Source organism: Acinetobacter indicus (assembly GCF_009914475.1).
GTDB lineage: Bacteria > Pseudomonadota > Gammaproteobacteria > Pseudomonadales > Moraxellaceae > Acinetobacter > Acinetobacter indicus.
On record NZ_CP045198.1, the window covers coordinates 2,054,432 to 2,067,778 of the forward strand.

Sequence of the window (13,347 nt, forward strand, 5' to 3'; positions counted from 1 at the left end):
ATCAAACCCCTACCTTAACGGTGATGTGACAAGTACGCTTAGTAATACGATCTGCACGGCCTTTAGCACGTGGCATAATACGTTTCAGGCTCATGCCTTCATCAACGTAGATCGTAGAAACTTTAAGGTCGTCTACATCTAAACTGTTATTGTGTTCAGCATTTGCAATTGCAGATTCCAACGCTTTTTTAACCAGTACAGCAGCTTTTTTGTTGCTGAAGTTCAGGATGTTAAGCGCATGCGCAACAGATTTGCCGCGAATAAGGTCTGCAACCAAACGTGCCTTTTGTGCCGAGATAGCGGCACCGCGTAATTTAGCAGTTACTTCCATCATAGCACCTATTAACGTTTAGACTTCTTGTCAACACCGTGACCACGATAGGTACGAGTTGGCGCGAATTCACCTAGTTTATGGCCAACCATGTGTTCAGTAACGATTACTGGAACGTGGTTACGACCATTGTGTACAGAAATTGTTAGACCAACAAAATCCGGAAGAATCATCGAACGACGCGACCAAGTTTTGATCGGCTTACGAGAGTTGCTCGCAACAGCCGCTTCAACCTTAGCGAACAAGTGCGCATCGACGAATGGGCCTTTTTTCAATGAACGAGGCATTAGTCAGATTCCTTTACTTGTTACTTAACGCGACGGTCGCGAATAATCATCTTAGTCGTACGCTTGTTGGTACGTGTCTTGTACCCTTTAGCTTTTTGACCCCATGGGCTTACAGGTTGAATACCTTTGTTACGCCCTTCACCACCACCGTGTGGGTGGTCAACCGGGTTCATCGCCATACCACGTACGGTAGGACGAACGCCACGCCAGCGTGAAGCACCTGCTTTACCAAGTGAACGCAAGTTGCTTTCTGAGTTAGAAACTTCACCCAATACAGCACGACATTCAACGTGTACTTTACGCATTTCACCAGAACGTAAACGAACGATAGCGTAAGAACCGTCACGACCCAACAACTGAACTGAAGTACCAGCTGAACGAGCTAACTGCGCGCCTTTACCGATTTTAAGTTCGATGTTATGAAGTGTAGAACCGATAGGCATGTTGCGAAGTGGCAAGCAGTTACCTGGACGAATTGGAGCATCGTTACCAGACTGTACTTTATCACCAGCACGTAAGCCTTTAGGCGCAATAATATAACGACGCTCACCGTCAGCATACTTCAGCAGTGCGATGTGTGCAGTACGGTTAGGATCGTATTCAATACGCTCAACTACAGCAGGAACGCCGTCTTTGTTACGTTTGAAGTCAACGATACGGTAGTGCTGTTTGTGGCCACCACCAACGTGACGAGTCGTAATGTGACCGTTGTTGTTACGACCACCAGTACGTTTTTTAGCTTCTACCAACGGAGCATATGGCGCGCCTTTGTGAAGGTGATCATGAACCACTTTCTCTACAAAGCGACGTCCTGGAGACGTTGGCTTACATTTTTGAATAGGCATAATTTTCGTCCTTATTCCGCTGCGGTTTCAGCGGTATCGCCCAAGTCAGCCATTTCAACATCTTGGCCAGCTTTCAGGGTGACGTATGCTTTTTTAACATCAGAACGACGTCCGATAGTTTTACCAAAGCGTTTAGTCTTACCTTTAGTGATAGTCGTGTTAACTTTAACAACTTCTACACCAAATAATTGTTCCACTGCTTTTTTGATTTCAAGCTTGTTTGCATTTAATGCAACCTTGAACACTTGAACACCAGCAGTTTCACCTAAAACTTGTGCTTTTTCTGAGAATACAGGTCCTTGTAGGACTTGATATAAACGTTCGTTGTTCATCCGAGTTCTACCTCAATTTTCTTAGCAGCAGCAACAGACATTACAACTTTATCGAACGCGATCAAGCTAACAGGATCGATTGCAGTAGCGTCAACCACATCAACGTGTGGAAGGTTGCGAGCTGCAAGGTATAGATTCTCATCTACAGCTTCAGTAACGATCAATGCGCGAGTTGCATTCAAGTCGTTCAGTTTTGCAAGCAATGCTTTAGTTTTAGGCGCTTCAACAGCAAACTCTTCAACTAATACAAGACGATCTTGGCGAACAAGTTCAGCTAAGATACATTGCATTGCACCGCGGTACATCTTACGGTTCACTTTTTGAGACCAGTCTTGTGGACGAGCAGCAAAAGTTTTACCACCGCCAACCCAGATTGGGCTACGAATAGAACCAGCACGAGCGCGGCCAGTACCTTTTTGACGGAATGGCTTTTTACCACCGCCAGAAACGTCTGCACGTGACTTCTGAGCTTTAGAACCTTGACGACCACCAGCTAAGTAAGCTGTAACAACTTGGTGTACAAGCGCTTCGTTAAATTCACGGCCGAAAGCTACTTCAGACAATTCAACAGCAGAGCCGGAAACAGTTTTTAAATTCACGTTATTTCCCCTCAGGCCTTGATAGTAGGACGAACAGTTACGTCGCCACCAGTAGCACCAGGAACCGCGCCTTTAACAACTAGAACTGAACGCTCTGTGTCGATTGCAACGATTTCAAGACCCTGTGTAGTTACGCGTTCAGCACCTAAATGGCCAGCCATTTTTTTGCCTTTGAATACGCGACCAGGAGTCTGGTTTTGACCTGTAGAACCTAGAACACGGTGAGAAACAGAGTTACCGTGAGTAGCGTCTTGAGTACGGAAGTTCCAACGCTTAACACCACCTTGGAAACCTTTACCTTTAGATGTGCCAGTTACGTCAACGATTTGACCAACTGTGAACAAATCTACAGTAAGCGTACCACCAACTTCACGACCTTCAAGCTCAGCTTCTGTAACGCGGAATTCTTGAACCAGACGACCAGCAGCAACACCCGCTTTCGCAAAGTGACCTTTCTGAGCGTTAGTTACGCGAGATTCGCGACGTTCACCAGTAGTGATTTGAATCGCTTGATAACCATCAGTTTCAAGCGTTTTGATTTGTGTGATGCGGTTAGGATCAACCTCAATCACTGTAACAGGTACAGAAACACCAGCATCTGTAAAGATACGGGTCATACCGCACTTGCGACCGACTAAACCAATAGCCATGTGCATAAACCTCTAAAAAAGCGGCTTAATTAACTTAGAGCGTTAATTAACCGAAAGCCTTAACCCAATGCGATCTGAACATCAACACCAGCTGCAAGATCTAATTTCATCAATGCATCTACAGTTTTGTCTGTAGGTTGAACGATATCGATCAAACGTTTGTAAGTGCGGATCTCATATTGGTCACGCGCATCTTTATAAACGTGCGGTGATGTAAGAACGTTGAAGCGTTCGATGCGAGTAGGCATCGGGATTGGACCACACACTTGTGCGCCAGTACGCTTAGCGGTTTCTACGATCTCTTGAGCAGATTGATCAATTAAACGGTGATCAAAAGACTTAAGACGGATACGAATTCTCTGGTTAGACATACCAGTTAACTCCAAGCCAAAATATATAAAGAATCACTCTTGACGCATCTCACCCCACTAATAAAGGCAAGTGTCAAGAGCAGTGAAATATCACTAAGGTCGTGATCGATGCCACGACTGTAACGATAGTTAACCACTTTCTTCGCGGTTAACCCCCTTAATATCAAAGGGTCGCCCATTATAACGATTGTTTAATGCATAAGCAAATCCTTTTGTGGCTTTTTACATCATTTTTCAAATATTTCGACAAATCAATTGTTTAATAATTATACAGCCCACCGCTGCGCTGCAGTTTGCTGTAACACATAATCTATCGCCTGATTTAATATCTGATTTCCTTGAATAAATTTATTTTTATTGGCGCGCTGCAGCTGCTCTACCGATTGCACATAAGGTCCCTGAAACAGGGCCAGCTCTTCTTCATCTTCCAGGAATAATTGCAGGCTTTCTGGCGTGGTTTCCGGGTGAAACTGAAAGCCCAGTACATTTTTGCCAATCTGATACATCTGATTGCGACAGGCATCATTTTCGGCCAGATGCACAGCCCCTTTGGGAATCTCGAAGCTTTCACTGTGCCACTGCATGACATTAAACTGCTCCGGCAACTGAAAATAGTCTGGTGGCACATGACTAACCTTGCGTACCTCGTGCCAGCCCAGCTCCTGTACAGGATTGCGACTGACGGCCGCGCCCAGCGCATTGGCGATCAGTTGCCCACCCAGACACAGACCAATGGCCGGTTTTCCCATGGCCAAATAACGCCTGAGCCAGCGTTTTTCCATTTTTAACCAGGGGAAATTGGCTTCATCATTAACGCTCATGGTGCCGCCCATGACAATTAACAAATCGACCTCCTCGATCTGCGGCAGCGCTTCAATATCCAGTGCTGAATCAACCGGCAAGGCAAAAAATTCTGTGGCACTGATCTCTGCATTTAACCGTTTTAAATGCGTATAACAACTTCCAAATCCTTCACCAGCAATATGCTGAAAATAATGTACTTTTAAATGCGACGCCATGCGCTGAAACCTGTTGTTGTAGCTATGCTTTTAGGTTTTGCAAAAATGAAGCCAACTTTAGCGCCGAGTGTTCAAAGTCAAATAAATACAGCCAGATATGGCACAACTGATCCTTTTCTCTTAAGCTAAATTCAATTGATTGTCCTGATTTGAGCGAAGTCGTGAAAAAAAATCCGCAAACCGAACTGATTCATGCACCACGAAAAGCCCCTCAACTGATTTCTACGGTTCAACCTCCCCTCTATCGTGCATCGACGATTATTTTTAACAACACCGATGCACTGTTTAATCGCCACTGGACTGATGCCTATGACTATAGTTATGGCACGCATGGCACGCCGACGACCTTTACGTTAGGTGATCACATCGCGCAGATCGAAGGCGGTCTGTATCACCTGCTGGCGCCGAGCGGCCTCTCTGCGATTAATCTGGTCAATTCCTGCTTGTTAAGCCAGGGTGATGAGGTCTGGGTTCCGGACAATATTTATGGTCCGAATATGGAGCATCTGCGTAATCTGCAGCAGCGTTATGGCATTGCCGTCAAGGTCTATAACCCGTTGGAGGTAGAAAGCTTTAGCCCAAGCGATAAAGCCAAACTGTTATGGCTCGAAGCGGCTGGTTCGGTGACACTGGAGTTTCCGGACTTAATTGGTCTGGTAAAAAAAGCCCAAGCCCATAATATTTTGACTGCGCTGGACAATACCTGGGGCGCAGGACTGGCCTTTAATGCCTTTGATTTTGGCGAGGACCACTTAAGCGTAGATCTGACCGTGCATGCGCTAACCAAATATCCAAGCGGGGGTGGCGATATTTTAATGGGCTCGGTGGTGACGCGTGACCAGAAGCTCCATCATCAATTATTCCGGATGCATGCCATTCAGGGGATTTGTGTCAGCGGAGATGATACGGCGCAAATCCAGCGCAGTCTGGCCTCCATGCAGCTGCGTTACCAGCAACAGTCACAATCAGCACTGACCTTGCTGAACTGGCTAAAACAGCAAAAAGAGCTGGTTCAGGTCCTGCATCCGGCTGATCCGGACAGTGCCGGTCATGCATATTGGAAGGACATCTGCAAAGACGGTCACAGCGCCGGACTGGTTAGTGTGATTTTTGATGCGCAATACAATTTAAACGATATTCGGGCATTCTGTGATGCATTAACCCTGTTCAAGCTGGGCTTTAGCTGGGGCGGGCCGGTCAGCCTGGTAATGCTGTATAACCTTAAAGAGATGCGTGTGCTTGAGCATAAACACCTAAAACAAGGTTTGCTGGTGCGTTTCTGTATAGGACTGGAACATCCGGATGATTTAATTCAAGATATAGCGCAAGCATTACAACATTTAAAGCAGCATAAAAACGAATAACAACGAGGATCAGTACAGTATGGGTACACCAATTACCATTGCCAAAAAAACCCGTGATACCACACAAGCGATAGTCTTACATTCCCAGCTTGCCAACCGTCATGGCCTGATTGCTGGGGCAACAGGTACCGGCAAGACCGTAACATTAAAGGTACTGGCAGAAAGTTTTTCCCGCATTGGTGTCCCAGTCTTTCTGGCCGATGCCAAAGGCGATGTTTCCAGTCTGGCGCAGGCTGGTTCCAGCAATCCCAAATTTGATGAACGGATTAAAAGCCTGGGTATTGACAGTATTCCCTTTGCTGCCTCGCCGGTGGTGTTCTGGGATTTATTTGGTGAACAGGGCCATCCAATTCGCACCACCATCTCCGAAATCGGACCGCTACTGCTAGCCCGGATGCTGAATTTAAATGACACCCAGGAAGGTGTACTGTCGGCAGTGTTTCGGATTGCCGATGATCAGGGCCTCCTGCTGATTGACTTTAAAGACCTGAAAGCCATGCTCAGCTATGTCAGCGAACATGCGGCAGAGTTAAAGGCCGACTATGGCAATTTATCTCCAGCCAGTCTGGGCGCGATTCAGCGCAATTTACTGGCACTGGCCGATCAGGGCGGTGATCTGTTTTTTGGCGAGCCCAGCCTGAATATTCTGGATTTCATGCAGACCGATGCCCAGGGACACGGCAACATCAACCTGCTGGCTGCAGACAAGTTGATGCACACCCCGAAACTGTATGCGACCTTTTTATTGTGGATGCTATCAGAGCTGTTTGAACAGTTGCCGGAAGTTGGTGATATGGACAAACCCAAGCTGGTGTTCTTCTTTGATGAAGCGCATTTACTGTTTGACAATGCCAGCCCGGCCCTGCAGGAGAAAATTGAGCAGGTAGTCCGCCTGATTCGCTCCAAAGGCGTCGGAATTTATTTTGTCACCCAGAATCCGCTGGATTTGCCTGAAAGTGTACTGGGACAGCTCGGCAACCGGGTGCAACACGCCTTGCGCGCCTTTACCCCGAAAGATCAGAAAGCGGTCAAAACCGCTGCCGAGACCTTCCGTGCCAATCCGGAGTTTCAGGTAGAACAGGCCATTACCGAACTGGCCGTCGGTGAAGCTTTAATTAGCTGTCTGGATGAACAAGGCACGCCGCAGATTGTAGAGCGCGGCTGGGTGATGCCGCCCTACTCCTCGTTTAGCCCGATTAGCCCTGAACAGCGCAAGGCACTGATGAGCCAGAGTATTGTCGCCGGTGTATATGAGCAGAGTCTGGACCGGGACAGTGCCTATGAAATGCTGCAACAGAAAGTAGCGGAACGCCAGCAACAGGCTGAACAGGCCGCGCTAGAACAGCAACGCACCAAAGAACAGGAAGCTTTAGCCAAGCAGCAAGCCAAAGAACAGGCTGCTTTGGCCAAACAGCAGGCGCGGGAACAGGAACGTCTGGACCGCGAACAGCAAAAAGAAGCTGAACGCACTGCACGACAGCGTGAAAAGCTGACTCAGGATATTGTCGGCACCTTTGCCAAGAGTGCAGCCCGAACCTTAGGCGGCAGCACCGGACAGAAAATTGTCCGCGGATTATTAGGCTCCCTGTTTGGCCGAAAATAATCAAAAAACCGATAGGAACAGCTTTCATTATGGGATATTTTTATATCCCATAATTTTTTATGGTTTTTTAAAAACAGTGCTTGCACTGGCGTTTTATAAAATGTATTTTAAATACATCTTATAAATAACCAGCCATGAGAGATCAGCCATGACTCCACAGCAAATTGACCTTGTAAAAGCAACTGTTCCTGTTCTACGTGAAAATGGTGTGGCCCTGACCAGCTATTTCTATAACCGCATGTTGGGGAATAATCCGGACCTTAAAGAAACCTTTAACCTGGGTCATCAACGCAGTGGTGCGCAGGCGCAGGCACTGGCAGGTGCGGTACTGGCCTATGCAGAAAATATTGAAGATCCATCAGTACTGGCGCCAGTAATTGAACTGGTCGCACACAAGCATGTCAGTCTGAATATTCAAGCTCCGGACTATAATATTGTCGGTGAAAACCTGCTGCACTCCATCAGCGAAGTGCTGAATATTTCCATGGATGATCCACTGATTGATGCCTGGGCCGCCGCGTATGGCCAGCTTGCAGAAGTGTTTATTAATACCGAACGTGCCATTTACGAGCAGCATCAGCAAACTCAAGGCAGCTGGTTAGGCTGGCGTAATTTCAAAATCGCCAAGAAAGTGGTAGAAAGCGACGAAATTACCTCGTTCTACTTTGAACCGGTCGATGGTGGTGCCTTACCAAAATATGAAGCCGGCCAATACATTTCAGTACGTGTTTTTGTCCCTGAACTGGACCTGAAACAACCACGTCAATACACGCTGTCAACCAGCCCGCAGCAAGACTACTTACGTATTTCAGTGAAACGCGAACCGGGTAATGGCGCCGACAAGATTGCAGGCTGGGTATCTAATGCGCTGCATCAGCTGCCAGAAGGTGCAGAACTTGAAATTTCAGCGCCAACCGGAAACTTCTACCTGATCGACAGCAACAAACGTAATGTGTTCATCAGTGGTGGTGTTGGCTTAACCCCAATGATTGCGATGCTGAACCAGCTGGTCACTTTAGATGTGCCACAACCGGTGACCTTCATTCATGCCTGCCGCAGCAAACAGGTACATGCCATGAAACAGCATATTCAGGAAATCAAGGCCAAATATCCACGTATTCATACCTTTACAGCCTATGAATTCCCGAATACCGAAGATGTGTTAGGTCAGGATTATGATGTGGCCGGTCGTCTGGACCTGAGCACCATGGATGCTGCCTTATTACCGGAAAATGCTGATTACTACCTGTGTGGCCCAATGCCATTCATGGCCGAGCAGCAAAAAGCCTTACTGGCACGTGGTATTAAAGCCGAACAGATTCACAGTGAAGCGTTTGGTACGGGTGGTGTACGTCACTAAAACCCCACACGTGTAAAACATAGGAGGGCTAGTCTGCTTATGGTAGACTAGCCTTCTTGTATTTCAACTTTGAAAAAATATTTGTGCGATCATGCAATTAAATAAATTCACCGACTATGCATTACGTATTCTGCTGTATATCTCCCCACCGCGAGATCTGCCGTATACGATTGCGGAAATTGCGCAGGATTTGCATGTTTCCCAAAACCATCTGGTTAAAATTGTGCATTTCATGGGCAAACAGGAATGGCTGATTACCACCCGCGGTAAAGGGGGCGGCCTGCGTTTAAATCCGGATGCACGGGCACTGAAGCTGGGCCAGATCGTGCGTATCTTGCAACGTGAAACCCAGATTGTGGAATGTAATACCCCGCCGTGCGTGCTGCGCAGTCGCTGTGGTTTAAAGGGCATTTTAGATCAGGCACTGGAACAGTTTTATCAGAGTCTGGACCAGTACACCCTGTCCGACGTATTAGATACTCCTGCACCGGCACAGTGGAGCACACAATCGCCAATTCAGCTGATCAATCTCTGAGTCAGATAACTTTTGCACACGGCTACAGCAAAGTTCGCGTGTCTGCGCGAGTTGATCTATAATACCGCTTTGTAAAAGCAGTGATGAAGTTAAGTTATGCACCATAGCAGAGGAAAATCGAAAAACACTAAGGCCGCTAATGCGCCGAAGCAAAAGATTAGCTATGAGAAAAAGGCTGATCCTGCGATTACCGAATACGCCGTTCGTGCCCTGAACTGGCTACGTAAAGCCGAATTCCTGATGAGTGCGCCAAAGCTGAATCTCTGTGTAGAAGATAGCGGCTATGAGGTGGCCTTTGCCGGACGTTCCAATGCTGGCAAATCCAGTGCGATTAATGCCCTAACCAACCAGAAACAGCTGGCACGTGCCTCGAAAAAACCGGGCCGTACCCAGATGATCAACTTCTTTAGTCTGGGCAATCCGGAGCAGCGTCTGGTCGATTTACCGGGTTATGGTTATGCTGCGGTACCCGAATCGATGAAAATTGTCTGGCAAAAAGAACTAGAAAACTACCTGATTCATCGCAAGAGCTTACAGGGTCTGGTCTTGCTAATGGATATTCGCCATCCACTGCAGCATTTTGATGTGATGATGCTGGAATGGGCTTATTCCCGTCATCTGTTTGTACATGTTCTGCTAACCAAATCCGACAAGCTGAATCGTGGCCCGGCCAATAAAGTCCTGCTGGAAGTAAAACAGCAGCTGAAAAAGATGAAGCTGGATTTCTCGATTCAACTGTTCTCCTCACTCAATCGTCAGGGTCTGGAAGAACTGGCCAGTGTAATGGCCGGTCGTCTGAACTTTACCCTGGAACAATCGCAGCAGTTTGATCTGGCCAGCATTCCGGAAGCCACGGCAGATGAACTGGAAGCAGAAGAGCTGCCGGATACAGAAGCTGTTGAACAGCTGACTGAAACGGCCGCCAAAGAGCCATAAGCTTTGCAACAACTCAAAACTGTCTGACAATAATTTACATCTATTGATATTGGAATGTCCCCTATTGCTAGTTTCAATGGGGGATATTTTTTTCATACTCATGCTGAGCATAATTTGAACCGCATCACATTTTAGAGGTGCAATACAGCATGAAAAAACTCCTCGCACGTTTTCGCCGTGCTGCCCGTGGCTCATCCATTGGCTACTTTATTCAACCGCGTAAAGTCCGCTTTGAATGGCAGGACACCCCCATCGACTGGATTCCGCAGCAGCCTTTTGCCAGTTATTTTATTAACGAAATTAACATGATTCTGCCGGCCGGCGAGTTCTGGTTTTGCCGGCTGTACAACAAGGTTTTGCCGCAGATTCAGGATGAAAAACTAAAACAGGATGTGCAGGCCTTTATCCGCCAGGAAGCCATGCACGCCCAGGCGCATAACTCGGCCAACAAGGATTATTTAAGCGAACGCCAGATTGATATTCAGCGCAATATCAGCCTGATGAACGGACTGTTTAACCAGTTACTGGCCGATCGGCCTTTAGGTCTGCAATTGCCGCAATGGAGCGAACGGCACTGGGATCTGTTCCGTTTAGGCATTGTTGCCACGGTAGAACACATGACCTGCGTGCTGGGTAAATATGCGCTGTATAACCGCGAATGGCAGCGTCAGGGTGCCGACCCGGCCATGCTGGATCTGGTCAAATGGCACGGCGCAGAAGAAATCGAGCATCGCACCGTGGCCTTTGACCTGTACCGGCATTTGGGTGGCAGTTATCTGGCCCGTTATTATCTGAGCCTGCTGGTGATTGCTGGAGTAATTGGTCTCTGGGTCGATGGCGCGGCGCATATTATGCGTCAGGACCCGCGTTATGCATCAATCCGGCCGGCCCTGTATAAACCGTGGATCTGGCGGGAATGGTACCGCACTGCACAGGCCAATAACGGCTTATTGCCCTCACCATTCTGGCTGGTATCACAGCAGCTGGGTTATTTAATGCCGTGGTATGACCCGCTGCATGAAGCCAAAACCGAAGATGCGCTGGCCTATCTGCAAGCCTCCCCGGCGGCACAGCGCGCCCAGCTTAAAGTCGCGTAAAGCATCCACCTGGTGCAGAATTGCAGAGATACAATTGCCCGACACAGGCAGCACTGTGTCGAGCCAGATTTCCGCTAAGATAAAAATCAGACTTGAGCAAAAAGGCAGGAACAATGCGCGCATCTTTGAGTGTGATCACGCTGGCTGTGCAGGATTTAGACGCAGCTTTGCGCTTTTATCAGCAAGGTTTGGGCTGGCAGAGTGAAGGGATCGTTGGGCAGGAATTTGAACAGGGCGCGGTGGCGTTTATCGCACTGGATTCAGGCCTGACACTGGCACTGTGGCCACAGGCTGCCTTGGCGCAGGATAGCGGCCTGCCCCTGAGCCGTTTTTGCCCGACCCAAATCAGTCTGGGGCATAATGTGCATAGTCCGCTGGACGTAGATCAGGTGATGCAGCAGGCCGAGCGTGCCGGTGCCACCATTGTCAAACCGGCACAAGCCACCTTTTATGGCGGTTATGCCGGTTATTTTCAGGACCCCGATGGCCATCTTTGGGAAGTGGTCTGGAATCCGTGCTGGGAAGATACTCAGGATTGAGTTGCGATCTGATCATCGCGGGTATAACGGTCAACCACCACACTAATCATCATATCACCCTGGACATTGACTACGGTACGTACGGTATCCAGCAAACGGTCAATCGGCAGTAAAATGGCAATTGCTTCTGCCGGCAGACCGACCGATTGCAGCACCATAATCATGGTGACCATGCCGGCACTTGGAATTCCCGGCGCGCCCAAGGAGGCAATCATGGCGGTGGCACAGACCACCAGCTGCTGGCCCAAGGTCAAATCCAGCCCCATTAAATTGGCAATAAACAGCGCCGCAGCGGCTTCATATAAGGCTGTGCCATCCATATTCAGCTGTGTCCCCAGCGGAATTACAAAGCCAGCTGTTTGCGGGCGCACCTTCAGGTTTTCCTGGGCACATTTCATCGAAAGCGGCATGGTGGCCGAACTGGAACTGGTGGCAAATGCAGTAATTAAAGCAGCGCGGGTTCCTTTAAAGAAGGTCACCGGATTCATTTTTCCAAATAGCCATAGCAGTAGCGGCAGTACCACCAGACCATGAAAAATCGTGGTGCCGGTTACCACTACGGCAAACTCAGCCAGACGGCTGAGCACGGTCACATCTTCGGTGGCAATCAGCTTGGCCAATAGCGCAAAAATCCCCAGCGGTGCCAGTTTCATCACCCAGCCGATCATCAGCATCATGATGTCAAAAAACTGATGACTAAGCCGGCGCACAGTCCGGAACTGCTCACCGCCTTTGACCAGCGCCACCCCGACAAATAAGGCAAACACCACCACCGCCAGCACATTGCCCTCGGCAAAGGCCTTAAACGGATTAATCAGGGTGTTTTGAATAAAATTGGTGAAGAAAGACGACGGCGTTAAGGTATCTGGCGTCTGATGCTGGCTCATCGCGTCCTGGAATAAACGCACATCTACACCTTTGCCGACTTCAAACAGATGCGCACAGGCCAGACCTAAAATGAGTGCCAATGTGGTGGTGGTAACACAGCACAGCAAGGTAATTTTCCAGACCCGGCTCAGCTGGCCAGAAGCCTGCAGGTTGGATACCCCGACTACAATCGAACTGAAAATCAGGGGAATCAGCAGCATTTTCAGCAGGCCGATAAAAATACTGCTGGCAATACTCAGGCCATATAAGCTGCCGTCATAAAATGCGCTGCCCGGCAACAGGTTCAACAAAAACCCGAATAGAACCCCTAAAATTGCGGCCACCAGAATTTGTGTATTTAAGCTCATGGGTGCATATATTGTGATGTCATCTTGCTTGGCACTATGCCATGCGAGCTGCGCTGAATCGAGCATTATTTTGTCAAAAGCAAATCCAGCTCAGGAAAAAAGCCCGGTGCCAGAAAAACTGGCATAAGATGTGCTTTATCAGTGCATTACCTTGTTTTTAAGACTAAAAGAGTAACCTCATGAAAAAACTCGCCCTTATTCTTGCACTAATTTGTAGCACCTCTCAGGTTTTTGCCCATTCTTC

At 48.2% G+C, this 13,347-nt stretch carries 16 protein-coding genes; 7 read left to right on the forward strand and 9 right to left on the reverse strand.

Annotated features, from left to right (window positions below; genetic code table 11):
* Window position 1: 1 nt before the first annotated feature.
* The 8 genes from rplV to GA693_RS10220 all read right to left on the reverse strand — a co-directional run bounded on the left by rplV (window position 2) and on the right by GA693_RS10220 (window position 4,434).
* Entirely contained in the window at window positions 2–331 is a 330-nt protein-coding gene (rplV, locus tag GA693_RS10185) for a 50S ribosomal protein L22 (protein WP_001982638.1), read from the reverse strand.
* A gap of 11 nt (window positions 332–342) precedes the next feature.
* Entirely contained in the window at window positions 343–618 is a 276-nt protein-coding gene (gene rpsS / locus GA693_RS10190; protein ID WP_001138119.1) for a 30S ribosomal protein S19, read from the reverse strand.
* A 20-nt stretch (window positions 619–638) separates the two neighbouring features.
* The gene (rplB, locus tag GA693_RS10195; protein WP_127801047.1) at window positions 639–1,463 is read right to left on the reverse strand and encodes a 50S ribosomal protein L2; all 825 of its coding nucleotides are present in this window, start codon (window positions 1,461–1,463) and stop codon (window positions 639–641) included.
* 11 nt (window positions 1,464–1,474) lie between these two features.
* Window positions 1,475–1,795 carry a 50S ribosomal protein L23 gene (gene rplW / locus GA693_RS10200; RefSeq protein ID WP_005180285.1) on the reverse strand — a complete coding sequence of 107 codons (321 nt, stop codon included), beginning with the start codon at window positions 1,793–1,795 and terminating at the stop codon, window positions 1,475–1,477.
* Window positions 1,792–2,394 carry a 50S ribosomal protein L4 gene (gene rplD, locus GA693_RS10205; RefSeq protein ID WP_005180287.1) on the reverse strand — a complete coding sequence of 201 codons (603 nt, stop codon included), beginning with the start codon at window positions 2,392–2,394 and terminating at the stop codon, window positions 1,792–1,794. The genes rplW and rplD overlap by 4 nt, the downstream gene beginning before the upstream one ends.
* 11 nt (window positions 2,395–2,405) lie before the next feature.
* Window positions 2,406–3,044: a 50S ribosomal protein L3 gene (gene rplC / locus GA693_RS10210; protein WP_005180289.1), complete on the reverse strand. Its 639-nt coding sequence runs from the start codon at window positions 3,042–3,044 to the stop codon at window positions 2,406–2,408.
* A 59-nt stretch (window positions 3,045–3,103) separates the two neighbouring features.
* A complete protein-coding gene (gene rpsJ, locus GA693_RS10215) occupies window positions 3,104–3,415 on the reverse strand; it encodes a 30S ribosomal protein S10 (protein ID WP_005180291.1) in 312 nt (103 codons plus the stop codon).
* 266 nt (window positions 3,416–3,681) lie between these two features.
* The gene (locus tag GA693_RS10220; RefSeq protein ID WP_160240942.1) at window positions 3,682–4,434 is read right to left on the reverse strand and encodes a type 1 glutamine amidotransferase; all 753 of its coding nucleotides are present in this window, start codon (window positions 4,432–4,434) and stop codon (window positions 3,682–3,684) included.
* Window positions 4,435–4,595: 161 nt separating this feature from the next.
* Between GA693_RS10220 and GA693_RS10225 the strand changes: the two genes are divergently transcribed.
* From GA693_RS10225 to GA693_RS10255, 7 genes are all read left to right on the forward strand, one after another.
* Window positions 4,596–5,798: a PLP-dependent transferase gene (locus GA693_RS10225; protein ID WP_160240941.1), complete on the forward strand. Its 1,203-nt coding sequence runs from the start codon at window positions 4,596–4,598 to the stop codon at window positions 5,796–5,798.
* 19 nt (window positions 5,799–5,817) lie between these two features.
* Entirely contained in the window at window positions 5,818–7,401 is a 1,584-nt protein-coding gene (locus tag GA693_RS10230; RefSeq protein ID WP_160240940.1) for a helicase HerA-like domain-containing protein, read from the forward strand.
* Window positions 7,402–7,549: 148 nt separating this feature from the next.
* Window positions 7,550–8,761: an NO-inducible flavohemoprotein gene (gene hmpA, locus GA693_RS10235; protein WP_160240939.1), complete on the forward strand. Its 1,212-nt coding sequence runs from the start codon at window positions 7,550–7,552 to the stop codon at window positions 8,759–8,761.
* Between the two features lie 91 nt (window positions 8,762–8,852).
* Window positions 8,853–9,296 (forward strand): RrF2 family transcriptional regulator, encoded by a 444-nt coding sequence (locus tag GA693_RS10240; RefSeq protein ID WP_160240938.1) that lies wholly within the window; start codon window positions 8,853–8,855, stop codon window positions 9,294–9,296.
* Window positions 9,297–9,392: 96 nt separating this feature from the next.
* Window positions 9,393–10,232, forward strand: coding sequence for a ribosome biogenesis GTP-binding protein YihA/YsxC (yihA, locus tag GA693_RS10245; RefSeq protein ID WP_005180304.1), 840 nt, complete (start codon window positions 9,393–9,395; stop codon window positions 10,230–10,232).
* A 149-nt stretch (window positions 10,233–10,381) separates the two neighbouring features.
* A complete protein-coding gene (locus tag GA693_RS10250; protein ID WP_127801050.1) occupies window positions 10,382–11,329 on the forward strand; it encodes a metal-dependent hydrolase in 948 nt (315 codons plus the stop codon).
* Between the two features lie 113 nt (window positions 11,330–11,442).
* The gene (locus GA693_RS10255) at window positions 11,443–11,868 is read left to right on the forward strand and encodes a VOC family protein (protein ID WP_160240937.1); all 426 of its coding nucleotides are present in this window, start codon (window positions 11,443–11,445) and stop codon (window positions 11,866–11,868) included.
* Here the strand turns inward: GA693_RS10255 and GA693_RS10260 are convergent.
* The gene (locus GA693_RS10260; protein ID WP_160241786.1) at window positions 11,859–13,103 is read right to left on the reverse strand and encodes a dicarboxylate/amino acid:cation symporter; all 1,245 of its coding nucleotides are present in this window, start codon (window positions 13,101–13,103) and stop codon (window positions 11,859–11,861) included. The genes GA693_RS10255 and GA693_RS10260 overlap by 10 nt on opposite strands.
* Window positions 13,104–13,347: the final 244 nt, after the last annotated feature.